At 71.1% G+C, this 24,416-nt stretch carries 24 protein-coding genes; 14 read left to right on the forward strand and 10 right to left on the reverse strand.

From position 1 onward, the window contains the following. Window positions 1–21 precede the first annotated feature (21 nt). Window positions 22–357, forward strand: coding sequence for a c-type cytochrome (locus JMV16_RS09655; RefSeq protein WP_236580433.1), 336 nt, complete (start codon window positions 22–24; stop codon window positions 355–357). 58 nt (window positions 358–415) lie between these two features. After that, window positions 416–1,117, forward strand: coding sequence for a tRNA (guanosine(46)-N7)-methyltransferase TrmB (trmB, locus tag JMV16_RS09660; protein WP_201494036.1), 702 nt, complete (start codon window positions 416–418; stop codon window positions 1,115–1,117). On the opposite strand, the gene JMV16_RS09665 is transcribed toward trmB, so the two are convergent. Further along, window positions 1,101–1,958: an undecaprenyl-diphosphate phosphatase gene (locus tag JMV16_RS09665; RefSeq protein WP_201494037.1), complete on the reverse strand. Its 858-nt coding sequence runs from the start codon at window positions 1,956–1,958 to the stop codon at window positions 1,101–1,103. The genes trmB and JMV16_RS09665 overlap by 17 nt on opposite strands. A gap of 171 nt (window positions 1,959–2,129) precedes the next feature. Between JMV16_RS09665 and JMV16_RS09670 the strand changes: the two genes are divergently transcribed. The 5 genes from JMV16_RS09670 (at window position 2,130) to JMV16_RS09690 (ending at window position 9,343) form a co-directional block, all read left to right on the forward strand. Continuing rightward, window positions 2,130–2,798: a TetR/AcrR family transcriptional regulator gene (locus JMV16_RS09670; protein WP_201494038.1), complete on the forward strand. Its 669-nt coding sequence runs from the start codon at window positions 2,130–2,132 to the stop codon at window positions 2,796–2,798. Further along, a complete protein-coding gene (locus JMV16_RS09675; protein WP_201494039.1) occupies window positions 2,795–3,985 on the forward strand; it encodes an efflux RND transporter periplasmic adaptor subunit in 1,191 nt (396 codons plus the stop codon). Before JMV16_RS09670 ends, JMV16_RS09675 begins: the two co-directional genes overlap by 4 nt. A 6-nt stretch (window positions 3,986–3,991) precedes the next feature. Then, complete coding sequence (locus JMV16_RS09680) at window positions 3,992–7,138, forward strand: efflux RND transporter permease subunit (RefSeq protein ID WP_201494040.1); 3,147 nt, start codon at window positions 3,992–3,994, stop codon at window positions 7,136–7,138. Between the two features lie 38 nt (window positions 7,139–7,176). Then, complete coding sequence (locus JMV16_RS09685; RefSeq protein ID WP_201494041.1) at window positions 7,177–7,851, forward strand: protein-L-isoaspartate O-methyltransferase family protein; 675 nt, start codon at window positions 7,177–7,179, stop codon at window positions 7,849–7,851. A gap of 157 nt (window positions 7,852–8,008) precedes the next feature. Continuing rightward, window positions 8,009–9,343: a TolC family outer membrane protein gene (locus JMV16_RS09690; protein ID WP_201494042.1), complete on the forward strand. Its 1,335-nt coding sequence runs from the start codon at window positions 8,009–8,011 to the stop codon at window positions 9,341–9,343. Here JMV16_RS09690 and JMV16_RS09695 read toward each other — a convergent pair. Then, on the reverse strand, window positions 9,321–10,661 hold the full coding sequence (locus JMV16_RS09695) for a 3-deoxy-D-manno-octulosonic acid transferase (RefSeq protein ID WP_236580434.1): 1,341 nt from the start codon (window positions 10,659–10,661) through the stop codon (window positions 9,321–9,323). The two genes, JMV16_RS09690 and JMV16_RS09695, sit on opposite strands and share 23 nt — an antisense overlap. Window positions 10,662–10,663: 2 nt before the next feature. Beyond that, window positions 10,664–12,067: a phosphomannomutase/phosphoglucomutase gene (locus JMV16_RS09700; RefSeq protein ID WP_201494043.1), complete on the reverse strand. Its 1,404-nt coding sequence runs from the start codon at window positions 12,065–12,067 to the stop codon at window positions 10,664–10,666. A gap of 175 nt (window positions 12,068–12,242) precedes the next feature. Between JMV16_RS09700 and JMV16_RS09705 the strand changes: the two genes are divergently transcribed. Next, complete coding sequence (locus tag JMV16_RS09705) at window positions 12,243–12,833, forward strand: CBS domain-containing protein (protein ID WP_201494044.1); 591 nt, start codon at window positions 12,243–12,245, stop codon at window positions 12,831–12,833. Here JMV16_RS09705 and JMV16_RS09710 read toward each other — a convergent pair. The 4 genes from JMV16_RS09710 to JMV16_RS09725 all read right to left on the reverse strand — a co-directional run bounded on the left by JMV16_RS09710 (window position 12,830) and on the right by JMV16_RS09725 (window position 16,307). Then, on the reverse strand, window positions 12,830–13,798 hold the full coding sequence (locus JMV16_RS09710) for a Bug family tripartite tricarboxylate transporter substrate binding protein (protein ID WP_201494045.1): 969 nt from the start codon (window positions 13,796–13,798) through the stop codon (window positions 12,830–12,832). The genes JMV16_RS09705 and JMV16_RS09710 overlap by 4 nt on opposite strands. Window positions 13,799–13,812: 14 nt before the next feature. Then, entirely contained in the window at window positions 13,813–14,505 is a 693-nt protein-coding gene (locus JMV16_RS09715) for a molybdate ABC transporter substrate-binding protein (RefSeq protein WP_201494046.1), read from the reverse strand. 91 nt (window positions 14,506–14,596) lie between these two features. Beyond that, window positions 14,597–15,574: a tripartite tricarboxylate transporter substrate binding protein gene (locus JMV16_RS09720; protein ID WP_201494047.1), complete on the reverse strand. Its 978-nt coding sequence runs from the start codon at window positions 15,572–15,574 to the stop codon at window positions 14,597–14,599. Window positions 15,575–15,635: 61 nt separating this feature from the next. Next, on the reverse strand, window positions 15,636–16,307 hold the full coding sequence (locus JMV16_RS09725) for a FadR/GntR family transcriptional regulator (protein ID WP_201494048.1): 672 nt from the start codon (window positions 16,305–16,307) through the stop codon (window positions 15,636–15,638). A gap of 70 nt (window positions 16,308–16,377) precedes the next feature. Between JMV16_RS09725 and JMV16_RS09730 the strand changes: the two genes are divergently transcribed. Both JMV16_RS09730 and JMV16_RS09735 read left to right on the forward strand, forming a co-directional pair. Further along, window positions 16,378–17,238, forward strand: coding sequence for a fumarylacetoacetate hydrolase family protein (locus JMV16_RS09730; protein ID WP_201494049.1), 861 nt, complete (start codon window positions 16,378–16,380; stop codon window positions 17,236–17,238). Then, window positions 17,235–18,212 carry a tripartite tricarboxylate transporter substrate binding protein gene (locus JMV16_RS09735; protein ID WP_201494050.1) on the forward strand — a complete coding sequence of 326 codons (978 nt, stop codon included), beginning with the start codon at window positions 17,235–17,237 and terminating at the stop codon, window positions 18,210–18,212. The genes JMV16_RS09730 and JMV16_RS09735 overlap by 4 nt, the downstream gene beginning before the upstream one ends. A 3-nt stretch (window positions 18,213–18,215) precedes the next feature. Here the strand turns inward: JMV16_RS09735 and JMV16_RS09740 are convergent, their stop codons facing one another. Further along, window positions 18,216–18,800 (reverse strand): isochorismatase family protein, encoded by a 585-nt coding sequence (locus JMV16_RS09740; protein WP_201494051.1) that lies wholly within the window; start codon window positions 18,798–18,800, stop codon window positions 18,216–18,218. Window positions 18,801–18,871: 71 nt separating this feature from the next. Here JMV16_RS09740 and JMV16_RS09745 point away from each other — a divergent pair, with 71 nt between their 5' ends. Beyond that, complete coding sequence (locus tag JMV16_RS09745) at window positions 18,872–20,512, forward strand: 4-hydroxyphenylacetate 3-hydroxylase family protein (RefSeq protein ID WP_201494052.1); 1,641 nt, start codon at window positions 18,872–18,874, stop codon at window positions 20,510–20,512. 6 nt (window positions 20,513–20,518) lie between these two features. On the opposite strand, the gene JMV16_RS09750 is transcribed toward JMV16_RS09745, so the two are convergent. Then, on the reverse strand, window positions 20,519–20,743 hold the full coding sequence (locus JMV16_RS09750; protein ID WP_201494053.1) for an FmdB family zinc ribbon protein: 225 nt from the start codon (window positions 20,741–20,743) through the stop codon (window positions 20,519–20,521). A 128-nt stretch (window positions 20,744–20,871) separates the two neighbouring features. On the opposite strand from JMV16_RS09750, the gene JMV16_RS09755 reads away from it, so the two are divergent. The 3 genes from JMV16_RS09755 to JMV16_RS09765 are packed head-to-tail and all read left to right on the forward strand — an operon-like array spanning window position 20,872 to window position 23,743. Next, on the forward strand, window positions 20,872–22,320 hold the full coding sequence (locus JMV16_RS09755) for an Ada metal-binding domain-containing protein (RefSeq protein WP_201494054.1): 1,449 nt from the start codon (window positions 20,872–20,874) through the stop codon (window positions 22,318–22,320). After that, window positions 22,320–22,835: a methylated-DNA--[protein]-cysteine S-methyltransferase gene (locus JMV16_RS09760; protein ID WP_201494055.1), complete on the forward strand. Its 516-nt coding sequence runs from the start codon at window positions 22,320–22,322 to the stop codon at window positions 22,833–22,835. The genes JMV16_RS09755 and JMV16_RS09760 overlap by 1 nt, the downstream gene beginning before the upstream one ends. Continuing rightward, window positions 22,832–23,743, forward strand: a complete 912-nt coding sequence (locus tag JMV16_RS09765; RefSeq protein ID WP_310737084.1) for a DMT family transporter — start codon at window positions 22,832–22,834, stop codon at window positions 23,741–23,743. Before JMV16_RS09760 ends, JMV16_RS09765 begins: the two co-directional genes overlap by 4 nt. Here JMV16_RS09765 and JMV16_RS09770 read toward each other — a convergent pair whose 3' ends face one another. After that, window positions 23,744–24,400, reverse strand: coding sequence for a c-type cytochrome (locus JMV16_RS09770; protein ID WP_201494056.1), 657 nt, complete (start codon window positions 24,398–24,400; stop codon window positions 23,744–23,746). Window positions 24,401–24,416: the final 16 nt, after the last annotated feature.

Genomic DNA, 24,416 nt, shown 5'->3' on the forward strand with positions numbered 1-24,416 from the left:
TTTTTCCGGAGCCCACTGATGATGAAGACCACCCTCCTGGCCGCTGCCGTGGCCGCCGCCCTCGCCTTCGCCCTGCCGGCCCAGGCCGCCCCCGATGCCGCCGCGGCCAGCGCGCTGTCCAGCGCCAGCGGCTGCTCCAAGTGCCACACCGTCGACAAGGGCAAGCGCGGCCCGTCCTACAAGCAGATCGCCGCCAAGTACAAGGGCCAGGCCGACGCCGTGGCCAAGCTCTCGGACATGGTCACCAAGACGCCCAAGGTGAAGTACGAGAACGGCGACGAGGAAGAGCACAAGGCGCTCAACACCAAGGACGCGGCCAAGGTGCGCAACCTGGTCGAGTGGGTGCTGGCGCAGTAGGCCACCCGCCCGGGGCCTGGGGCGGCGCGACCCGCGGCGCAGGCACAATCGCCGCCCGATGGAAGACCGCCCCGACCCCCTTGACCCTCGTGACAGGCCCATACGCAGCTTCGTGCTGCGCCCCGGCCGCATCGGCCCCGGCCAGCAGCGTGCGCTGGCCGAGCTGGGCCCGCGCTACCTGCTGCCCTATGCGCCGCAGGCGCTGGACCTGGCCGCCACCTTCGGCCGCAGCGCCCCGACGGTGCTGGAGATCGGCTTCGGCATGGGCGACGCCACCGCCCAGGTGGCCGCGGCCCAGCCTCAGACTGATTTCATCGGCGTGGAGGTCCACCCGCCCGGCGTGGGCGCGCTGCTGCAGCGCATCGCCGAGCGCCAGCTCGCCAATCTGCGCATCGTGCAGTTCGACGCCGTGCCGGTGCTGCAGCAGATGATCGCGCCGGCCACGCTGGCCGGCGCCCATGTCTGGTTTCCCGACCCCTGGCACAAGACCAAGCACCACAAGCGGCGCCTGATCCAGCCGCCCTTCGCCGCCCTGCTGGCCAGCCGGCTGGCGGCGGGCGGCTACCTGCACTGCGCCACCGACTGGCAGCCCTACGCCGAGCAGATGCTGGAAGTGCTCTCAGCCGTGCCCGGCCTCGTCAACACGGCCGGTGCCGGCTATGCGCCACGCCCCGCGTGGCGGCCACTGACCAAGTTCGAGCAGCGCGGCCTGCGCCTGGGCCACGGCGTCTGGGACCTGGTCTTCAAGCGCTCCAGCTGACCCAGCCGCCCCAGGCGGTGGCCAGCACGATGGCACCGAAGGCGATGCGGTACCAGGCGAAGACCGTGAAGTCGTGCGTCGAGACATAGCGGATCAGCCAGCGTATGCACAGCAGCGCGCTGAAGAAGGACACCACCAGGCCCACCGCGAACATCGGCAGGTCGCTCGCGTGCAGCGCGGCGCGCTCCTTCCACACCGAGTAGGCGCCAGCCGCCATCAGCGTGGGGATACCGAGGTAGAAGCTGAACTCGGTGGCGCACTGGCGCGAGAAGCCGAAGACCATGGCGCCGATGATGGTGGCGCCCGAACGGCTGGTGCCGGGTATCAGCGCCAGGCACTGCATGCAGCCCACCTTGAGCGCATCCAGCGCCGTCATGTCGTCCACCGATTCGACGCGCGCACGCCGCGTGCCCTGCAGGTCGCGCTCGCCGTAGCGGCGCCGGTGCCAAGTCTCGACGAAGAGGATGACGACGCCGCCGACGATGAAGGCCATCGCCACCGGCACCGGGTGAAAGAGGTGCAGCTTGACCACCTTGCCGAAGGCCAGCCCCAGCACCGCCGCGGGCATGAAAGCGATGAGCAGGTTGCGCACGAAGCGCTGCGCCACCGGGTCGTGCGCGACGCCGGCCACGGTGCCTATAAGGCGCCGCCGGTACTCCCAGATCACCGCAAACATGGCGCCGGTCTGGATCGCGATGTCGAAGACCTTGGCCGCCTCGCCCGTGAAGCCCATCAGCGAGCCGGCCAGGATCAGGTGCCCGGTGGAGGAAATGGGCAGGAACTCGGTGAGCCCCTCCACCACGCCCATGAGGGCGGCCTTGATCAGCAGGATGGGGTCCAAGGGGCAGGCTCCGGGCGGTCGGCAAAGCGGCGGATCATAGCGGCCAGGGGTGACAGGCTCCCCGCACCGCAGCCCGCCCACGCCGCGCCGGCCGCGGTGCGCCATCCAGGCGCCACTTGACCCGCCAACCCCGCCCAGCCTATGATTACTGACCAGTCAGTCATTAAATTGATGCCTCTTCTCACCAAAGTCGCCGACGGCGGCATCCGTCAGCGCCGCAAGCAAGCCCGCCCCCAGGAATTGCTGGATGCCGCGCTGGCCGTCTTCGTCGCCAAGGGCTTTGCCGCCACGCGCACCGAAGAGGTGGCGCAGCGCGCCGGCGTCTCCAAGGGCACGCTCTACCTCTACTACCCGAGCAAGGAAGAGCTGTTCAAGGCGGTCGTGAGGCAGAACCTGTCGACGCTGATCGCCGAGGGCCAGGAACTGGTGAACTGCCACCGCGGCAGCGCCGCCTCGCTGATCGAGGAGTTGCTGCGCGTCTGGTGGGAGCGCTTCGGCAGCACGCCGGCCGCCGGCATCCACAAGATCGTGCTCGCCGAGGTGCGCAACTTCCCCGAGCTGGCGCAGTTCTACAGCGACGAGGTCATCATTCCCGCCGACCGCCTGTTCTGCAGCGCGGTGCAGCGCGGCATCGACAGCGGCGAGTTCCGCCCCCTGCCGTTGCACGACGTGGCGCATGCGCTGATCGCGCCACTGATCTTCACGGCCATCGAATGCCATTCCTTCGGCGCCTGTCCGATTCAGGGGATGGAGCCGGTCGATCCCCGTCAGCGTCTGCAGGTCCATCTCGATCTGCTGCTGCGCGGCCTGGTGACACGCGACGCAGGATCGAGCTCATGACCCGCCGCCTGCGCTGGAGCCTGGCCGGGGTGGCGCTGCTCGCGGTCGTGGCCGCACTGATGGTGTTGCGCCGCGGGCCGGGCGCCGCAGCCGCGCGCACCGCAGCGTCGGCGTCGGCAGCCGCTTCGGCGCCTGCGGCCGCCATCGAGCTGGCCGAGGGCGACGTGGCGCGCGCCGCGGCGGGCGAGCTGGTCACGCTGCTGCAGGTCTCGGGCGGGCTGCGCGCTGTCAACAGCGCCTTCGTCAAGGCCAAGGTGGCGGCCGAGCTGGCCGAACTGGGCGTGCGCGAGGGCGACGCGGTGGCGGCCGGCCAGCTGATCGGCCGCCTCGACGCCACCGAGTTCCGCTGGCGTCTGCGCCAGGCCGAGGACCAGGCCGCCGCGGCCCAGGCCCAGCTCGACATCGCCCAGCGCACGCTGGCCAACAACAAGGCCCTCGTCGCCCAGGGCTTCATCTCGCGCAATGCGCTGGACACGGCCGAGAGCAGCGCCGCCGGCGCAACCGCCTCGCTGCAGGCAGCGCGGGCCGCGGCCGAGCTGGCGCGCAAGGCAGTGGCCGACAGCGAGATCCGCGCCCCCATCGCCGGCCTGGTGGCGCAACGCCTGGCCCAGCCGGGCGAGCGCGTGCCGGTGGACGGCCGCATCGTCGAGATCGTTGATCTGTCGCGCATCGAGCTCGAAGCCGCGGTGGCACCCGAGGACATCCTCGGCCTGCGCGTCGGCCAGGCCGCCCGCGTACAGGTCGACGGCCTGGCCGAGGCACTGCCGGCGCGCGTGGTGCGCATCAACCCGGCGGCCCAGGCCGGCACGCGCTCGGTGCTGGCCTATCTGGAACTGGCGCCGGGCACGGCACGCAGCGCCGGCCTGCGCCAGGGCCTGTTCGCGCGTGCCGCCATCGAGCTGCAGCGCCGCCAGGCGCTGGTGATGCCGGCTTCGGCGCTGCGCGTCGACCAGGCCCAGCCCTATGCGCTGGCGGTGGAGGGCGGCAAGGTGGTGCAGCGCGTGCTGCGCACCGGCGCACGCGGCGAAGTACCGATTGCCGGCCGGCCCGAGGCCGCGGTGGAGATCATCGACGGCCTGGCCGCTGGCGCCACCGTGCTGCGCGCCACCGTGGGCGCGCTGCGCGATGGCACGCCAGTGACGCTGGCCGCTGCGGCCCCCGCCAATACCGCTTCGGCGCCGCGCTGAGCTGCCATGTGGTTCACCCGCGTCTCCATCGCCAATCCGGTGCTGGCCGTGATGGTGATGCTCGCCTTCGTCGTGCTGGGCCTGTTCAGCTACCAGCGCCTGTCGCTGGACCAGTTTCCCAACATCGACTTCCCCACCGTCGTGGTGAGCATCGACTACCCGGGCGCCAGCCCCGAGATCGTCGAGGCCGAGGTCACGCGCAAGATCGAGGAGGCAGTGAACACCGTCGCCGGCATCAGCGCGCTCAGCTCGCGCTCCTACGAGGGCACGGCCGTCGTCATCGTCGAGTTCAACCTCGATGTCGACGGCCGCAAGGCCGCCGACGACGTGCGCGAAAAGGTGGCGCTGATACGCCCGCTGCTGCGCGACGAGGTCAAGGAGCCGCGCATCTCGCGCTTCGACCCCGCCGCCCAGCCCATCTTCAACGTCGCGGTGATGGCCGCCGACGGCAAGCTGAGCCCGCAGGAGCTGACCACCTGGGCCACCCAGGTGCTGCAGAAGAAGCTCGAGAACGTGCGTGGCGTCGGCGCCGTCAGCGTCATCGGCGGCGTGCAGCGGCAGGTGAACGTTTACCTGCGCCCGGCGGCGCTGGAGGCCGCCGGCATCGCCACTGAACAGGTGGCCGCCGCGCTGCGCAGCGAGAACCAGGAAGCGCCGCTGGGCGCCATCCGCTCGCGCGAGCAGGAACGCGTGCTGCAGATGGACGCCCGGCTCAAGACGCCGCGCGACTTTCGCGACATCGTGGTCGCGCGCAAGGGCAATGCCGTGGTCAAGCTGTGGCAGGTGGCCGATGTCGTCGACGGCCCGCAGGAGATCGAGAGCCTGGCGCTCTACAACGGCCAGCGCACGGTGCTGCTGAGCGTGCAGAAGAGCCAGGGCGAAAACACCATAGGCGTGGTCGACGGCCTGCGCAAGGCGCTGGCCGAGGCCCAGGCCGTGACGCCACCGGGCATCCGCACCGAGATCAACCGCGACAACTCGCGCGCCATCCGCGTCAGCGTGGCCAATGTCAAGCGCACGCTGTTCGAGGGCGCGGCGCTCACCGTGCTGATCGTCTTCCTCTTCCTCAATTCCTGGCGCAGCACCGTCATCACCGGGCTCACGCTGCCGATCGCGCTCATCGGCACCTTTCTCTTCATGTACGTGTTCGGCTTCACCATCAACACCATCACGCTGATGGCGCTGAGCCTGTGCGTGGGCCTGCTGATCGACGACGCCATCGTCGTGCGCGAGAACATCGTGCGCCATGTGCAGATGGGCAAGAGCGCCCACGACGCCGCGCTGGCCGGCACCGACGAGATCGGCCTGGCCGTGCTGGCCACCACGATGTCCATCGTCGCCGTCTTCCTGCCCATAGGCTTCATGGGCGGCATCGTGGGCAAGTTCTTCCATGAATTCGGCATCACCATCGTCGCCGCGGTGCTGATCAGCATGTTCGTGAGCTTCACGCTCGACCCCATGCTCAGCAGCGTCTGGCACGACCCCGCGGCGGAGCACGGCTCGCACCTGGGCGACCGCCGCGTGACGCTGTATGACCGCACGCTGGGCCGCGTCACCGCCCTCTTCGACCGCCTGACCAGCTGGCTGTCGCGTGTCTACCAGCTCATCCTGGCCTGGGCCCTGGTACACCCGATCAAGACGGTGCTGATTGCCACCGCCACCTTCGTCGCCGCGCTGGCGCTGTTGGGCGCCATCGGCAAGGAGTTCGTGCCCAAGGCCGACTTCTCCGAGACCCAGATCAATTTCTACACCCCGGTGGGCTCGTCGCTGGAAGTGACCGAGATGCGCGCACGCCAGATCGACGCCGCGCTGCGCGAACTGCCCGAGGTGCGCCACACGGTGGCCACGCTGAACAGCGGCTTCGCCCAGGGCAAGATCTACGGCTCGGTCTATGTGCGCCTGGCCGACCGCAAGGACCGCAACCGCAGCGTCAGCGACCTCGTGGCACCCATGCGCGAGCGGCTGGCGCGCATACCCGGCATCACCGTCACCAACATCGGCTCGGTCGACATCGGCGGCGGCAAGAGCATCATGTTCTCGCTGCAGGGGCCCGACCTGGCCCAGCTCGAGCGCCTGGCGGGCCAGATCCTGCCGCGGCTGCGCAACATCCCCGGCCTCGTCGACCTGGACAGCACGCTCAAGCCCGACAAGCCGACGCTGGCCCTCACCGTCAAGCGCGACGCCGCCGCCGACCTGGGCCTCAACGTCGCCACGCTGGCATCCACCCTGCGCACCCTGGTGGCCGGGGTCTCGGTGGGCAACTGGCGCGCTGCCGACGGCGAGAACTACGACGTGCGCCTGAGCCTGGCACCCGAGGCGCGCGACGCCGCCAGCGACCTCGCCCACCTGCCCCTGGTGGTGGGCAGCAACGCCGACGGCACGGCGCGCGTGGTGCGCCTGAACCAGGTGGCCGACCTGCGCGCCGCCACCGGCCCCAACCAGATCAACCGCCGCGACCTCAGCCGCGAGATCAATGTCGACGCCAATGCCCTGGTGCGCAGCAGCGGCGAGGTCACCAACGATATCCGCGCCGTGCTCGACAGCACCGCCTTCCCGCCCGGCTACCGCTACAGCTTTGGCGGCAGCACCAAGAACATGACCGAATCCTTCCAGTACGCCGTGGGCGCGCTGGGCCTGGCCGTGGTCTTCATCTACATGATCCTGGCCAGCCAGTTCAAGAGCTTTCTGCAGCCCCTGGCGCTGATGAGCAGCCTGCCGCTCACGCTGATCGGCGTCGTCGGCGCGCTGATGGCCTTCCGCAGCACGCTCAACATGTTCTCCATCATCGGCATCGTGATGCTGATGGGCCTGGTGACCAAGAACGCCATCCTCCTGATCGACTTCGCGATCCGCGCCCGCGAGGGCGGCATGGACCGCACCGCCGCCCTGCTGGAGGCCGCCCGCGTGCGCCTGCGCCCCATCCTGATGACGACCCTGGCCATGGTCTTCGGCATGGTGCCGCTGGCCTTTGCGCTCACCGAAGGCTCGGAGCAGCGCGCGCCCATGGGCCAGGCGGTGATAGGCGGCGTCATCACCTCGTCGCTGCTGACCCTGGTGGTCGTGCCCGTCGTCTACTGCTGGCTTGACGACCTCGCCGCCTGGGCGCGGCGCGGCTTCCGCCGCAGCAGGAAACATGCAAGGGTGGCGGCCTAAAATCGCGCCCGCCGCATTCAGCCCAACCGATGAAAGCCATGAACAACGAGATCGCCCGTTTCAACATGATCGAGCAGCAGATCCGCCCCTGGGATGTGCTCGATGCCGCCGTGCTGTCGCTGCTGTCCACCGTGCGCCGCGAGGATTTCGTGCCGCCCGCCCTGCGCGCGCTGGCCTTCGTCGACACCCAGGTGCCGCTGATCGCCGGCCAGCCCGGCGGGCCGGCCATGCTCGAGCCCAAGGTCGAGGCCCGGCTGCTGCAGGAACTGCAGGTGCAGCGCCACGAGAAGGTGCTCGAGATCGGCTGCGGCTCGGGCTTCATGGCCGCGCTGCTGGCCCACCGCGCCCAGCAGGTCTACACGCTGGAATGCCGGCCCGAACTGGCCCGCATGGGGCGCGACAACCTGCACCGCAACGGCATCCTCAACGCCACCGTGGTCGAAGTCTCGGCCGCCGCCGGCACGCTGGGCCTGCCGGCCGAGGCGCCCTTCGACGCCATCCTGCTCTCGGGCTCGGTCCCCGAGGTGCCGCGCGAACTGCTGCAGCAGCTCAAGCCGGGCGGCCGCCTGGCCGCCGTCGTGGGCGAGGAGCCCGTGATGCGCGCACGCCTGTACACCCGCACGGGCGAAGCCTCATGGTCCGAGGCCGACCTCTTCGACACCGTGGCGCCGCGGCTCGACGGCTTTGCCGAGCCGACGCGCTTCCGCTTCTGAATCGCCGCATGGCCAACGCCGTCCATCGCCCGGAACGCGCGACTGATCGCAGTCCCTGCGCAGGCCGTCGCAAGGCGGCGGCAGCGTCGGCGTGGCAGCGATAAAAACCGCGGCGGCGCCGACGCCCGGCGCACCTGATCACTCCAAGGAACCCCGCATGCCCGCCTCCCTCCCCCGCCGGCCCCGTTTGTCTGCGCTGCTGGCCGCCCTCACGCTGGCCACCCTGCCCGGCCTGGCCGGCGCGCAGAGCCTGCGCGAGCTGTACGAGGCGGCGCGCGCCTTCGACGCCACCTACCTGGCGGCCAAGGACAACGCGCGGTCGGCCGAATTCCGAGCCGCCCAGAGCGACGCGCTGGCACGGCCGTCGGCGGTGGCCACCGGGGGGGCCTCGACGACGCAGACCGACCTGCCCCGCAGCAGCGGCCTGCGCAACAGCGACAGCCTCTCGGCCGCCATCAACGGCCGCTACCCGCTGATCAACCGCGCCAACGGCGTCACCATCGAGCAGGCGCGCAAGAGCCTGGTCTCGGCCCAGGCCGATCTCGACGCCGCCGAGCAGGATCTCATCCTGCGCGTCACCCAGGCCTATTTCGACGTGCTGGCGGCGCAGGACGCGCTCGCCACCACGCGCGCCAACAAGGCCGCCACCACCGAGCAGCTGGCTTCGGCCAAGCGCAATTTCGAGGTCGGCACCGCCACCATCACCGACACGCGCGAGGCCCAGGCCCGCTTCGACCTCGGCACGGCCCAGGAACTGGCGGCCGAGAACGACCTGCTCACCAAGCGCATCGCGCTCGACACCCTGGTCGGCCGCAACCATGTCGAACCCAGGCCCCTGGCCCTGCCGCCGGTGCTGCCCGCGGTGACGCCGGCCAACCCCGAGGAATGGGTCACCACGGCCGACCAGCAGCATCCCACGGTGCGCCGCGCCCGCGTCGGCCTGGAAGTGGCGGTGCTCGAAACCGCCAAGGCGCGCGCCGCCGACGCGCCCACGCTGGACGCCGTGGCCTCGGTGGGTGGCAACAACGCACGCGGCTCCGCAGTGGCACTCAGTGGCACCAGCACCTCGGCCAGCATCGGCGTGCAGTTCAACTGGCCGCTCTACACCGGCGGCGCGACGCAGAACCGCATCAAGGAAACGCTGGCGCTGGAAGACAAGTCGCGCAACGACCTTGAGGCGGCGCGCCGCGCCGTCGCCCAGGGCACGCGCGTGGCGTACTTCGGCGTGCAGTCGGGGCTGGCCCAGGTCAAGGCGCTGGAGGCGGCCGAGTCGTCGACCAAGCTGGCGCTCGAAGCCACCCAGCTGGGCTACAAGGTGGGCGTGCGCGTCAACCTCGACGTGCTGAATGCCCAACGCGATCTCTACAGCACCCAGCGCGACCTGGCCCGTGCGCGCTACGACGTGCTGGTGGGCAGCCTTCGCCTGCGCCAGGCCTCGGGCCAGCTGGCGCCGGCCGACATCGACAGCGTCAACCGCCTGCTGGCACCCTGAGCGCCGGCTGCGCAGGCAGCCGCGCCAGAATTTCATTCGCCATGCGCGCCGCGGCGCCGCGGTGGGCGGCGGCAAAGGCCAGCGCACGCTGCGAGGCCGCTTCGCGTTCCGGGCCTGTCGCCAGCGTCAGCGCCAGTGCCACGCCCTCCTGAATGCCGCCGGCACGGCGCGCCGCACCGGCTTGCAGCGCCAACTCGGCTGCCTGCTCGAAATTGAAGGTGTGCGGCCCCATCACCACCGGGCAGGCGCAGGCAGCCAGCTCGATCAGGTTCTGGCCGCCCAGCGGCGCCCAGCTGCCGCCCAGCAGCGCCACGTCAGCCAGCGCCGCATAAAGCGCCATCTCGCCCAGCGTGTCGCCCAGCCAGACATCGGCTGCGGCGGCCTCGGGCGGCGGCACTTCTTTGCCCCAGCCGCTGCGGCGCAGTGACGAGAGACCGCTGTCGGCCAGGAACTGCGCCACCTCGTCGAAGCGCTGTGGATGGCGCGGCACCAGCAGCAGCAGCGGGCGCGGGGCGGGCAACGCGCGCCAGGCCCGCAGCAGCGGCATTTCCTCGCCCTCGCGCGTGCTGGCCGCCAGCACGACGGCGCGGCCCAGCGATTGACGCCAGCGCCGGCCGCGCTCCACCAGTTCGGCTGGCGGCGCCAGGTCGTACTTGAGGTTGCCCAGCACCTCCGCGTCAAGCGCGCCCGAGGCGCGCAGCCGCGCCGCGTCGGCCTCGGTCTGGGCCAGCGCGCAGGCAAATCCGGCCAGTGCCGGGTGCAGCAGGGCCGCCAAGCGCTCGCCCTTGGCGCGGCTGCGCTCCGACAGCCGCGCATTGGCCAGCACCATGGGCACTCCGGCGGCACGCGCGCCAGCCATCAGATTGGGCCAGATCTCGGTTTCCATCACCACGCCCAGCGCCGGGCGGTGGGCGTGCAGAAAACGCCGCACGGCCCCCGGCGTGTCATAGGGCAGCCAGGCCTGGCCGTCGCCCTCGCGCAGCAGCGCGGCACCGGCGGCGCGGCCGGTGGCCGTGCCGTGGGTGAGCAGCAATCGCAACCCCGGCCGCTGCGCGCGCAGCGCATCGATGAGGGCCGCGGCGGCCCGCGTCTCGCCCAGCGACACCGCGTGCAGCCACAGCCGGCCCGGCGGCACCGTGCCATCCAGGCCGCCCAGGCGCTCAATCCAGTGGCTGCGGTAGACCGGCTCGGCACGGCCGCGCCACCACAGGCGGGCCAGGTAGAACGGCGTGGCCAGGCGCAGCAGCAGCGAGTAGGCCGAGCGCGCCAAGCCAGCGGCCCATCGCGGCGCCGGGCCGGGCGCCAGGCCTCGGGTCACGCTCAGTGCGCCGCCGCGGCCACCTGGGCGTCGGGCTTGACGGCGCGCAGCGCCGCCATCAGGCCGGATTCGATGCGCTGCAGCGCCGCGGCCGTGTGGCCCTCGAAGCGCAGCACCAGCATGGGCGTGGTGTTGCTGGCGCGGATGAGACCGAAGCCGTCGGCGAAGTCCACGCGCAGGCCATCGATCGTGCCGACATCCCCGCCCGCGAAGGCCAGGCGGCCGTCGGCGGCGCGCGCCAGCAGTTCGGCCACGACGCTGTGCTGCTCGCCCTCGGCGCAGGCCACGTTGAGCTCGGGCGTGGCATGGCTGGTGGGCAGGGCGTCGAGCAGGGCGCTGGGGTCGGCCTGGCGCGACAGGATCTCGAGCAGGCGCGCCGCCGTGTACATGGCGTCGTCGAAGCCGTACCAACGCTCGCCGAAGAAGAGGTGGCCGCTCATCTCGCCGGCCATGGGCGCGCCGGTTTCGCGCAGCTTGGCCTTCACCAGCGAATGGCCGGTCTTCCACATCAGCGGCACGCCGCCAGCCTCGCGGATGGCCACGGGCAGGCGCTGCGAGCACTTGACGTCGAAGATGATGGTGGCGCCGGGGTGGCGCTGCAGGATGTCGCGCGCAAACAGCATGATCTGCCGGTCGGGGTAGATGATGTTGCCGCCGCGCGTGACCACGCCCAGGCGGTCGCCATCGCCGTCGAAGGCGAGGCCGATCTCGGCCTCGGTGGCGTGTACCACCTTGATCAGGTCGGCCAGGTTCTCGGGCTTGCTGGGGTCGGGGTGGTGGTTGGGGAAGTCGCCGTCGACGCGGCTGTAGAGATCGATGACCTCGCAGCCCAGCGCGCGCAGGATGGCCGGCGCGCTGGCGCCGGGAATGCCGTTGCCGCTGTCGACGACGATCTTCATGGGCCGCGCCAGGCGGCAGTCGCTGGTGATGCGGTGGGCGTACTCGGGCACGATGTCCATGCGCGCGGCGCGGCCCGGGCGCTGCACCCAGTCTTCGGCCTCGATGCGGCGGCGCAGCTTCTGGATGTCCTCGCCGTGGATGGCGCGGCTGGCCAGCACCATCTTGAAGCCGTTGTAGTCCTTGGGGTTGTGGCTGCCGGTGACCTGGATGCCGCTGGTGCAGCCATGGGCGCCGCGCGTGGCCGCCACGTAATAGAGCATGGGCGTGGTCACGGCGCCGAGGTCGACCACGTCCAGCCCGGTGCTCACCAGACCGCGCACCAGCGCCGCTGCCAGCGCCGGGCCCGAGACGCGCCCGTCACGGCCCACCGCCACCGCGCGCTCGCCCAGCGCCAGCGCCTCGCTGCCGAAGGCGCGGCCCAGGGCTTCGGCAAAGGCCTCGTCGATGTTGCGGCCGACGACGCCGCGGATGTCATAGGCCTTGAAGACAGAGGGATCGAGCTGCATGGACGGCAAGGGTTTGGAGGGTGTGGACGATTGTAGGCAGCGGGCCTGCAGCAGCGGCGCTCGCGCCGGGTTGCACTGCGGCCGCGGCGCGGCCTGCCCGCGCAGCGCCGATGGTCTTGGCGCTGGCGCCACCGCGGGTGTATCTTGGACGGCCCGCCTTGAACCAGGAGTTGCCATGCACCGCGATGCTGCCCTGCCCACCTTCCGGCTGGATGCCGGTATCTCGCTGGCCCAGGCCTCGCCCTGGAACGACCACGCGGTCACCTTGGCCTCGCCGGCACTCGAGGTCGTGACCGACCTCAGCCAGGTCAAGGCCGCCACGGTGGCACCGAGTGCCACGCTGGCCCAGGCCGAGCAGATGATGATCTTCCAGGGCGTGCGCCTGCTCTTCGTCGTCAACGAAATGCCCTTCGTCGAGGGGCTCATCACCAGCACCGACCTGCACGGCGACCGGCAGTTGCGCCGGGTACACGACGCCCATCTGCGCTACGACGATCTCGTCGTCGCCGACGTGATGACGGCGCTAGCCCAGATCGACGCCATCGACTTCGACGCACTGGCCCATGCCAGCGTCGGCAAGCTGATCGCCACGCTCGAGCGTTTCGGCCGCAACCACATGCTGGTGGTGCAGCGGGCCAGCGCCGAGGCGCCGCGGCGCGTGCGCGGCATCGTCTCGCGCGCCCAGATCGAGCGCCAACTGGGCAAGCCCATCGAGATCACGCCCATCGCCAGCAGCTTCTCCGAGATCGAGCGCGCGCTGTCTTAAGTGTCCAGCTCGATCTTGCGCTCTCGCGCCAGCGCGGTCCAGCGGGCGATGTCGGCGCGCATGAACTGGCCAAAGGCCTCGGGAGACATGGCTGTCGGCTCCACCGCCTCGGCGGCCAGCCGCTCGCGCAGTTCGGGCGCGGCCAGCACCTGGGCCAGGCTGTCGTTGAGCGTCTTGAGCACTGGCGCCGGCAGGCCGGCCGGTGCCACCACGCCATACCACTGCTGGGCATCGAAGCCGGCCAGGCCGGCCTCGACCAGCGTCGGCACGTCTTTCAGCACCGGGTGGCGGGCCATGCCGGTGACGGCCAGCGCACGCACGCGGCCGCTGCGGATGTGCGGCAGGGCCGCCGCCAGGCCGGGAAACATGGCCTGGGTCTGGCCACCCAGCAGATCGCTGAAGGCGGGCGCGATGCCGCGGTAGGGCAGGTGTACGGCGAAGGTGCCGGTGGCCTGCTTGAAGAGTTCCATCGTCAGGTGCGTCAGCGAGCCCTGGCCGGCCGAGCCGTAGCTCACGCGGCCTGGATTCGCGCGCAGGTAGGCGATGAACTCGGCCACGGTGGCCACCGGCAGGCTGGCCTGGACGACCAGCACATTGGGCGTGCTGCCAATCATGCCCACCGGCGTGAAGTCCTTCACCGCGTCATAGGGCAGCTTGCTGCGCGTGGCCGGGCTGGTGCCGTGCGTGGCGACATAGCCCTGGAGCAAGGTGTAGCCATCGGGCGCCGCCTTGGCCGTGGTCTGGCAGGCGATGGCGCCACCGCCGCCACCGATGTTCTCGACCACGAAGCTCTGGCCCAGCAGCCGGGCCCAGCGTTCGGTGACCGTGCGGCCGACGAGATCGCTGCCGCCGCCGGCGGCCACCGGCACGATGTAGCGCAGCGGCCGTGACGGAAAGGCCTGGGCGTGCAGCGGCGGCAGGGCCAGGGCCAGCGGTGCGGCGGCAAGAAGTTGGCGGCGGCGCATGGCGTGCTCCTGGTTCAGAACTCGAAACCGGCGCCGGCCCGCAGCGCCTGCGTCGCCGGCCCGCCCAGCAGGGCCAGCAAGGCCGCGGCCTCCGCGGACGCGGAAGGGCTGAGCACTGCGGTGTAGGCCGTGGCCAGTTCGAACTGCGGCGGCAGCAGGCCGACCAGCACCACGCCCTCGGTGTAGAGGATTTCCGTGACCTGGGTGCAACCGATGGCCCCGTCCGATGCGTCGGCCGCCAGTTCGCGCATCGCCGTAGCGCCATTGGGAAAGGTGCGAAAGCGCGGCTGCAGTTCGTCGTGGATGGCCAGTTCGCGCAGCACGCGGGCGAAGTGGATGCCGGCCGTGGCGCGTTCGGGGTCGGGGAAGTAGATCGCCGAGGCCGCGCGCAGGACCGCCGTCAGGGCCGCCGGCGTGGCGACATCAGGCAGCAAGCGGCCGCTGCGCACCGCAACGCCGGTGCGCACCCGGCCCAGCGGCGCGCGGGCATCGGCGCGCAAGCGGCCCTCGGCCGCCAGCGCCTCGACCATGGCCGCGGTGCTGACCATCAGCTCGCAGGGCTCGCCGGCCAGCAGCGCCTCTTTCATGGCGCCGACGGCGCCGAAGCGGCCCTGCAGCTTGACGCCATGCGCGGCCTCGAAATCGGCCTGCAGCGCGCGCATCACGCCCTGGGCGGCGCCGGCACAGAGGAAATGAAGAGTCTTCATGCGGTGGGTGAGAGTCCGTGTCGGTGGCGGGTTGGAGGCCGGCGGGCAGCCCAGGCCGTTCGACGCATTCGACCTGCTCGGTTTACTCGGCTTACTCGGCCTTTGCGCCCGAGATCTTCACGATGTGGGCCCACTTGGCGATGTCGTCGGCCACGTAGCGCGCGAACTCGTCGACGCCCATCGTCAGCGGCGTCGTGCCCTGGGCCGCCCAGGCCCGCCGCACCTCGGGGTTGGCGGTGACCTTGCCGACCTCGGCATTGAGCCGCGCCACCACGGCCGCCGGCGTGCCGCGCGGTGCCATCAGGCCCAGCCATATCGTCGCCTCGTAGCCAGGCACGCCGGCCTCGGCCAGCGTCGGCACCTCGGGCAGCACAGCCGAGCGCGTCTTGCCACTGGTGGCCAGGGCGCGCACCTTGCCGGTCTTGATGTGCTCGGCCATGGTCGGGATGGCGTCGAACATCATCTCGAGCTGGCCGCCCAGCACATCGGTGCGCGCGCCGGCGCTGCCCTTGTAGGGGATGTGGACGATGGCCACGCCGGCCATGACCTTGAACAGCTCGCCAGCCATGTGGTACGGCGTGCCGGGGCCCGACGACGCATAGGACATGCCGCCCGGCTTCGCCTTGGCCGCCTTGATGAGTTCATCCAGCGTCTGGAAGGGCAGGCCGGCCTGGGTGACCAGCACGAGATCGGAGCAATTGATGGGCGCGACAGGCACGAAGTCGCGCGTCAGCACGAAGGGCTTGCTGGGGATCAGCGATTCGTTGACCGTGTGCGTGTTCGACATCAGCAGCAGCGTGCAGCCGTCGGGCGCCGCCTTGGCCACCGCGTCCGTGCCGATGACCGAGCCGCCGCCAGGGCGGTTGTCGACGACGAAGTTCTGGCCCAGGGCCTCCTGCAGCCGCTGGGCGAGAAAGCGCCCGTAGACATCGGCCGAGCCGCCGGGCGCAAAGGGCACGACGATGCGAACGGTGCGCGAGGGGCAGTCCTGGGCGTGCGCCGCCGAAGCGGCCGCAAGCGCAGCCCAGGCCATCGCCAACAGGATGCGGAACTTCGATTTCCGGTTCATGCATGTCTCCTGTCTGGCGCTAATTGGATTGAATTGGTTTAATCGGTTGCGCCACCACCCGCTAGTAACCCAGCATATTGGTACGCACATGGACCAGGTGGTCGAGGCAGAGCTTGCGCGCCAGCGGGGCGTCGCGCTCGCGCAGCGCCGCCACCAGGGCGCGGTGCTCCTGCTGGTATTCAAGCCGGCGTTCGGGCGTCGCGCTGCGGCGCTTGAGCATGCCCCACTCGCCCTGGGCGCGCGCCTCGTTCATGAGGCGGAAGATGCCGCGGATGAAGCCGTTGTGCGCCGCCTCGGCAATGGCCTCGTGCAGTGCGGCGTCCCAGCGCTCGAACTCCTCCAGTTCGCGCGCCGCCTCGGCATGGGCATTGCACTCGTCCATGCACTCGAAATCGGCAGCCGTGGCATTGCCGATGACCATCTCGATCAATGCCGGCTCGAGCACCAGGCGCGCGCTCATCAGTTCGGCCGGGCTGACAGCCTCGCCACTGACCGCTGGCAACAGGTCGGCCAGGGCCTCGTGTACGCGCTCGCTGACATAGGTGCCGCTGCCCACGGTCTGGGTGATGAGGCGGCGCCGCTTCAGATCGAGCAGCACGCGGCGCACGGTGGATCGGCCAAGGCCGTAGTGCTCGCTCAGCGCGCGCTCGGTGGGCAGGCGATGGCCGGCCCGCCAGACGCGGGTGCGCAGCTTGTCCAGAATGTCTTCGCGAAGATTGAAGGCGGGGTCCATGGCTGGCAATGGTATCCTTTTGGGCGATCTTGGTCGGAACCGGCATCCCCCCCAAACGAAGGAGCCCAGCGTGCGCATCGCCACCCTCCAACACCATGGCCGGCGCCGCATCGGCCGCCTCACCGCCGATCTGGAGGCGGTCGAACTGTTCGAGGTCGACGGCTGCCGCGGCGCGCTCGAACTCATCGAGCACGGCCTGCCTGCGCTCAGCGGCGAGCGCGTGGCACTGGCCGGCGCCCGCCTGCTGGCGCCGCTGCCCAGACCGCGCCGCAACATCTTCTGCGTCGGCCGCAACTACCACGCCCACGCCAAGGAACTGCGCGAAACGGTGTTCAAGGACAACGCCCCGAAGGTCGACGCCTGGCCCATCGTCTTCTCCAAGGTGCCCGAATGCGTGGTCGGGCCGGGCGACCCCGTGCGCCTGCCCAGTGCGATCTCGCGCCAGATCGACTACGAGGCCGAGCTGGCCATCGTCATCGGCCACGGCGGCTGCAATATCGCGCGAGCCGATGCGATGAAGCATGTCTGGGGCTGGACCATCGTCAACGACGTGACGGCGCGCGATGTGCAGATGCGCCACGGCCAGTGGCACCTGGGCAAGAGCTTCGACACCTTCTGCCCCATGGGGCCCTGGATCGTCACCGCCGACGAACTCGATGGCCGCGACACCCGCGTGCGCTGCTGGGTCAACGGCGAGCCGCGCCAGGATGCGCGCACCACCGACCTGATCTTCGACATCCCGACGCTGATCGAAACCTGCTCGCGCGGCATCTCGCTGGTGCCGGGCGACGTCATCGCCACCGGCACGCCGGCCGGCGTGGGCATGGGCCTGAACCCGCCGCGCTGGCTGGCCCATGGCGACGTGGTGCGCATCGAGATCGACGGCATCGGCGTGCTCGAGAACCGTTTCGTCGAGGAGGACCGCGCATGAAGCGCCGAAATCTCATCCAGCACGCCGCCGCCGCGTGGCTGCTGGCCGCCGCCACGGCCGCGTCGGCGCAGGGCGGCTGGCCTGAGAAGCCCATCACCATGATCGTGCCTTTCCCGCCCGGCGGCGTGGCCGACACGGTGGCGCGGCCCGTGGCCGAGGCGCTGAGCCGCGAACTGAGGCAGCCGGTGGTGGTGGAAAACCGCGTCGGCGCCGGTGGCGCCCTCGGCATGGGCACGGTGGCGCGCGCCACGCCCGACGGCTACACGGTGCTGATGACGCTGTCGTCGATCTCCATCCTGCCCGAGGCCGACCGCATCCTCGGCCGCAAGCCGGCCTATGCGCTGAACCAGTTGAAGCCCATCGCCCGCTACACGGCCGACCCGACGGTGCTGGTGGTGCGCGCCGATGCGCCCTGGAAGACGCTGGCCGACTTCATCGCCGACGCCAGGACGCGGCCCGGCAAGTACAACTACGGCAGCTCGGGCAACTACGGCACCATGCATGTGCCGATGGAGATGCTGAAGGCCAGCGCGGGCTTCCGCATGACCCACATCCCCTACACCGGCGCCGGCCCGGCCGTGCTGGCCCTGCTGGGCGGCCAGGTCGACGCGGTGTCCAGCGGGCCGGCCAGCGTGATGCAGCACATCAAGGCCGGCAAGCTGCGGGCGCTGGCCCACTGGGGTGAGAAGCCGCTGGCCGCCCTGCCCGACCTGCCCAGCCTCAGGCAGGCCGGCTACGGCGCCAGCTTCGCCCAATGGTCGGCCCTCTTCGTGCCGGCCGGCACGCCCGACGAGGTGGTGGCAAAGCTGCGCGCAGCCGCCGCCAAGGCCGCGCACGACCCGCAGGTGGTGCAGACCATCAACCGTGCCGGCAGCCCGCTGGAATACCTGGACGCGCCCGAATTCCAGGCCTATTGGGATGCCGACGCGGCGCTGATGGTCGAGGCCGTGCGGCGCATCGGCAAGGTCGAGTAAGGCTCAGCCCAGGCCGCGCTGCTTGATCAGCGCCAGCGCCGGCCTGAACTGCGCATCGGTGCAGGCCTCCAGCCATTCGAAGGCCACCATCTCGGCGCCGACGATCACGGCGCCGGCACCCTCCAGGCGGCGCATCGCAAGCCCGTGGTCTTGGGCGCAGCGCGAGCCGCAGGCGTCGGCGACGACATGCACATTGAAGCCGGCGCGGCGCAGGCCCAGCACCGTCTGCAGCAGGCAGACATGGGCCTCGCAGCCGGCCACGACCACCTCGCGCGCCTGCGGCGCCGCCGCGCGCAGCGCCGGCACCAGGCCGTCGCGGCAGGCATCGAAATGCATCTTCGGCAGCGTCGTGTCGCAAAGTTCGCGCAGCGCCGCGACATTGGGGCCCAGGCCGGCAGGGTTCTGCTCGGTGCCCATGACGGCCAGGCCCAGCAGGCGCGCCAGCCGGGCCAGGAAGATGGCCTCCGCCACCGCCTGCGCGCCACCATGGATGGCCGGCATCAGGCGCTGCTGGTAGTCCACCAGCAGCAGCAGGCCCTGGCGGCGGCCGACCGGCCGCAGTGCGAAGGGGGTCAGTGCCTCGTCCATGCCCCAGGAATGTACGCTTGACCCGGCCCGCGGCCCTTGCCTATGGTGGCCCGGCCAACCCGGAGACCGACATGCCCGCCGCCGAAGCCGCCCCACCCGCCACCGCCCACCTGATGCGCGGCGCCGACTACCGCGAATCGCTGCGCCGGCTGAAGCCCATGGTCTACCTCGATGGCCGCCAAGTCGAATCGGTGGCCGACGAGCCGGCGCTGCAGCCCGGCATCAATGCCCTGGCCTACAGCTACGACGCCGCCCACGACGCCGCACTGGCACCGCTGATGCTGGCGCGCCAGAGCGGGCGCAGCCTGCCGGTGAACCGCATGCTGCACATCGACGAATCGTCCGGCGACCTGCTCAACAAGCTCGAGGCGGTGCGCATCCTGTGCCAGGAAACCGGCTGTGCCCAACGCTACCTGGCCCACGACGCGCTCGGTGCCCTGGCCCAGGTGACGGCGACCATCGACGACGCGCGTGGTGGCTGCGAGCACCGCGACCGCTTCCAGGCCTATCTGCAGCACGTCCAGGACGGCGACCTCGCCCTGGGCATCGCGATGACCGACGCCAAGGGCGAGCGCGCCAAGCGCCCGCACGAGCAATCCGTGCGCGACAGCCATGTCCACATCGTCGAACGCAGCGCCCGTGGCATCGTGGTCTCTGGCTGCAAGGCCATCGTCACCGGCGCGCCCTATATGCACGAGCTGCTGGTGATGCCGGGCCGCGCGCTCACCGAGGCCGACGCCGACTTCGCGGTCTGCTGCGCCATCCCCGTCGACGCCCCCGGCCTGACCCTGGTGACGCGACCGGCGGGCCGCCCGGGCGAGAAGCCAGAGCACGGGGCGCCGCTGTTCTCGCGCCGCTACGGCCAGGCGACGGCCGTGCTCATCCTCGACCGCGTCTTCGTGCCCTGGGAGCGCGTCTTCTATGCCGGCGCATGGGAGCACTCGGCCGTGCTCACGCACAGCTATGCCACCCACCACCGCCACAGTTGCATCGCGGCGCGCGCCGGCTTCGGCGACCTGCTGATTGGCGCCAGCGCGCTGATGTGCGAGGCCAATGGCCTGGACCCCGTCGTTACGTCCAGCCTGCGCGAGCCGCTGGTGGAACTGATCAAGATCACCGAGGGCTTCTATGCCTGCGGCGTGGCCGCCAGCGTCTATGCCACGCGCGATGTACACAGTGGCAGCTTCATGCCCGAGCCGGTCTACGCCAACATCGGCAAGCTGCTGCTGGCCACGCAGATCTACGACATGCACCGCCTGGCACACGAGGTCTCGGGCGGCCTCATCGTCGCCCTGCCCGGCCCCGACGAAGACCACAACCCGGCCACCGCGGCCACGCTCTCTGAGGTGCTGCGCGCCAACCCCGCCGTGCCCTATGACAAGCGCATCGAGGTGGCGCGCTTCATCGAAGATTTGACCGCTTCCTACCAAGGCGGCTGGTACTCGGTGATCAGCCTGCACGGCGGCGGATCGCCAGCGGCGATGAAGCAGGAGATCTGGCGCCGCTACCCGGTGGGCGACAAGGTCGATCTGGTGGAGCGCCTGCTCGACCGCGGCGTGCTTGCCGCGGAGAGCAAAGCGGGCGAAGCGGGCCGCGCCATCACACGCAACCGCCAGCCCGGGCGTTGCTGCGACGCCGGCTGCAGCGCACCGGGCCAGGCCCTCATGGTCGACCTGCCGGCGCCGCGGCGGCGCCCGCGCAGCGCCAGCTGAACCCCGCTAATTGAAGCGGCAGGCCCCGGGCCCGTCGGGGTGTCCGCAACTGCCACAGGGGCTGGCGGCGGCCATCGCCGCCTCGGGCGCGGCGGTGGCGGTAGCAAACACCGACAACTGCTTGGCGAGCGACACCGAATGGCAGGCCGGGCACTCGGGCACGGTGTCTGAACGCACAAAGGCCTCGAACTCGCGTCCGCAATCCTGGCAGGCATATTCGTAGATGGGCATGGCGGGGCTCCGGTGGGATGGGCCTATTTTCGGCCATCGCGCGGGCGGCGCGGAACGGGGCTGAAGCGGCCCGGACGACAGGTCCGAAAACGGCCAGTCGAACACCCCCTTCGGCCTATCATGGCCGCATGGTCCTCGACGCCGATTCCGCCTACCTGGCCCTCAAGGCGCGCGATGCCCGCTTCGATGGGCGGCTCTTCGTCGGCGTCACCTCCACCGGCGTCTACTGCCGCCCGGTCTGCCGCGTGCGCACGCCGCGGCGCGAGAACTGCCGCTTCTTCGACAGCCGCGCCCAGGCCGAGGCGGCGCGCTTCCGCCCCTGCTTGAAGTGCAGGCCCGAGATCGCGCCCGGCCTGTCGCACACCGATTCATCGCGCAGCCTGGCCGACAGCGCCGCCCGCCTCATCGAGCAGTCCGTCCACCAGGGCGAGCCGGCGCGGCTGCCGGCGCTGGCGGCCCGCCTGGGCGTGACCGACCGCCATCTGCGGCGCATCTTCCAGGCCGCGCAAGGCGTGTCGCCACACGACTACCTCAACACCCAGCGCCTGCTGCTGGCCAAGCACCTGCTCACCGACACCGCGCTGCCGGTGACCCAGGTGGCGCTGGCCAGCGGCTTCGAAAGCCTGCGCCGCTTCAATGCCGCCTTTGCCGAGCACTACCGCCTCAATCCGACCCAATTGCGGCGGGCGCGCGGCGAGCCGGCGACGCGGGCCGCGACACCGCTGCGCCTGGCTTACCGGCCGCCGCTGGATGAGCAGGCCCTGCTGGACTTCTTCGCGCGGCGGCCGCTGCGCGGTGTCGAGCAGGTCGAGGGCCTCAGCCTGCGCCGCACCCTGGCCTGGACGCAGCAGGGGCGGCGCCTGGCCGGCTGGTTCGAGGCCCGATTCGTGCCGGATCGCCACGAGGTCCATGTCCACGCCGCGCCCGCCCTGGCCCCGGTGCTGGGCGCGGTGCTGCAGGGCGTGCGTCAGCTCTTCGACCTGGATGCCGACCCGGCCCTGATCGACCCCGTGTTGGCGAGCATGCCGCTGCCGGCACTGCCGGGCCTGCGCCTGCCCGGCAGCGTGGACGGCTTCGAGCTGGCGGTGCGCGTGATCCTGGGCCAGCAGGTCACGGTCAAGGCCGCGTGTACGCTCGCGCAGCGCCTGGTCGACCGCTTCGGCGAGCCGGTCGAGACGCCCTTCCCGGCCCTGACCCATCTGTTCCCGCAAGCCGCCACGCTGGCCACGGCCGACCCGGCCACCATCGGTGAGCTGGGCATCGTGCGCCAGCGCGTCGGCGCTCTGCAGGCCCTGGCCGCGGCGCTGGCCGAGGGCCGGCTGAGCCTGCAGCGCGGCACACCGTTGGCACCTACGATGGACGCGCTGCGCGCCCTGCCCGGCATCGGCGAATGGACGGCCCAGCTGATCGCGATGCGGGCCCTGGCCTGGCCCGATGCCTGGCCGGCTGCCGACATCGGCCTGATGAAGGCGCTCGGCACTCGGGATCAAGCCGAAATCACCGCCCGCGCCGAGGCCTGGCGCCCCTGGCGCGCCTATGCCGTGATGCGGCTGTGGCACCAACTGGAGCAAGCATGATGAAGACCCACGACCAGCCCGTCGCCGCCCAGGGCCGCATCGAGACCCCGCTGGGCCCGCTAACGCTGTGGGCCAGCGCACGCGGCCTGATGGCGGTGCTGTTCGACGCCCAGAAGCACCATCCTGGCGACAGCGCCGCGCCGCTGGACCCGCATCACCCGCACATCGCGCTCGCGGCGCAGGAACTGAACGAATACTTCGCCGGCAGCCGGCGGCAGTTCGCCGTGCCGCTGGACCCGCAGGGCACGCCCTTCCAGCAAGCGGTGTGGCAGGCCCTGCTCGAAATCGAGTGCGGCGCGCTCAGCAGCTATGGCGAGGTGGCGCGGCGCGTCGGCCGCCCGGCTGCGGTGCGCGCCGTCGGCGCCGCCGTGGGCCGCAACCCGCTGTCCATCATCGTGCCCTGCCACCGTGTCGTCGGCAGCGACGGCTCGCTCACCGGCTATGCCGGCGGCCTGCCGCGCAAGCGCGCACTGCTGGCGCTGGAAGGCGCACTGAGCGCCGAGCTGGCGGCATGATTGCCAGGGCCGCCATGAGCCGGCGCGATCTTGGCGCCCTGGTGCTGCTGGGCGCGCTGTGGGGCGGCTCCTTCCTCTTCATGCGCGCCGGCGCACTGGACTTCGGGCCCGCGGCGCTGGTCTTCGTGCGCGTCGCCGGCGCAGCCCTGCTGCTGCTGCCGCTGCTGGCCTGGCAGGGCCAGCTCGGCGCGCTGCGCCTGCACTGGCGCGCCATCGCCGTGGTCGGCCTTGTCAACTCGGCCCTGCCCTTTGTGCTCTTCATGGTGGCGGCGCTGGCGCTGTCGGCCGGGCTGATGGCCATCTTCAATGCCACGGCGCCGATCTGGGCGGCGCTGATCGCCCGCCTGTGGCTGGGCGAGCAACTGGACCGCAGCCGCTGGCTGGGCCTGGCCATCGGCGTGGCCGGCGTGGTGGCGCTGAGCTGGGACAAGGCCGATCTGCAGCCCCAGGCCCAGGGCGTGAGCGCGGCGGTGGGCATTGCCGCCTGCGTGGCCGCGGCAATGTTCTATGGCCTGGCCGCCAACTACTCGCGCCGGCGCCTGGCCGGTGTGCCACCGCTGGCGGTGGCCGCCGGCAGCCAGGTTGGTGCGGCGCTGCTGATGGCGGGGCCGGCGCTCGTGACCTGGCCCGCGGTGAACCCGGGCCCGGCCGCCTGGGCCGGCGCGGCGGTGCTGGCCCTGGCCTGCACGGGCCTGGCCTATGTGCTGTATTTCAGACTCATCGCCAGCGCCGGTGCAGCCAACGCGATTGCCGTGACCTTTCTGATCCCGGGCTTTGCCATGTTCTGGGGCTGGCTGGTGCTGGGCGAGGTGCCGGGCTCAGGCATGCTGGCCGGCGGCGCGGTGATCCTGCTCGGCACCGCGCTCGCCACCGGCGTCATCAGGCTGCCGCCCAAGGCGGCCACCTGATCAACGGAACTTGCTTTGCGGCACGGTGCGCAGATCGCCGGGCAGCGAGCCCAGGTAGGCCGCGATGGCCTTGAGTTCGGCGTGTTTGAACTGCTTCACCTGGCCGGCCATGATGGCGTTGCCACGGCCGATGTTGGCGTTGCCCTCGGTGCCGTAAGCATTGAGCGCGGCATAGAGGTAGTCGCCGTGCTGGCCGGCCAGCTTGGGGTAGGCCGGGTCTATCGGCTTGCTGTAATTGGTGCCGTGGCAGGAGACGCAGGCGCCCTTGGCCAGCAGCGCGGCCACATCGGCCGGCGGCGTGGCCGCGGTGTCGGCCACGGTCTTGGCCGGTGCAGCGCCATGCTTTTCGTAGAAGGCGGCCAGGTCGGCCATGTCCTGGTCGCTCAGCGAGGCGGCGATGGCGCGCATCGTGGGATGCTTGCGCTCGCCCTTCTTGTAGGCGGTGAGCGCGCCGGCAATGTACTTGGCGCCCTGGCCCGAGATCATCGGCACCTTGTGGACCTGCGGGAAGGTGGCCTGGTAGCCGGGTATGCCATGGCAGCCTATGCACATGGCCGCCTTCTTCTCGCCAGCATTGGCATCCTGGGCCTGGGCGCCAGAGACCGCGGCGGCGGTCGAGACCAGGGTGGCCAGCATCAGGTTGGTCGCTTTGATCATCGCTCGCAGGGGGTTG

Origin of the sequence: Rubrivivax sp. A210 (genome assembly GCF_904426505.1) — a bacterium.
Lineage (GTDB): Bacteria > Pseudomonadota > Gammaproteobacteria > Burkholderiales > Burkholderiaceae_C > Rubrivivax.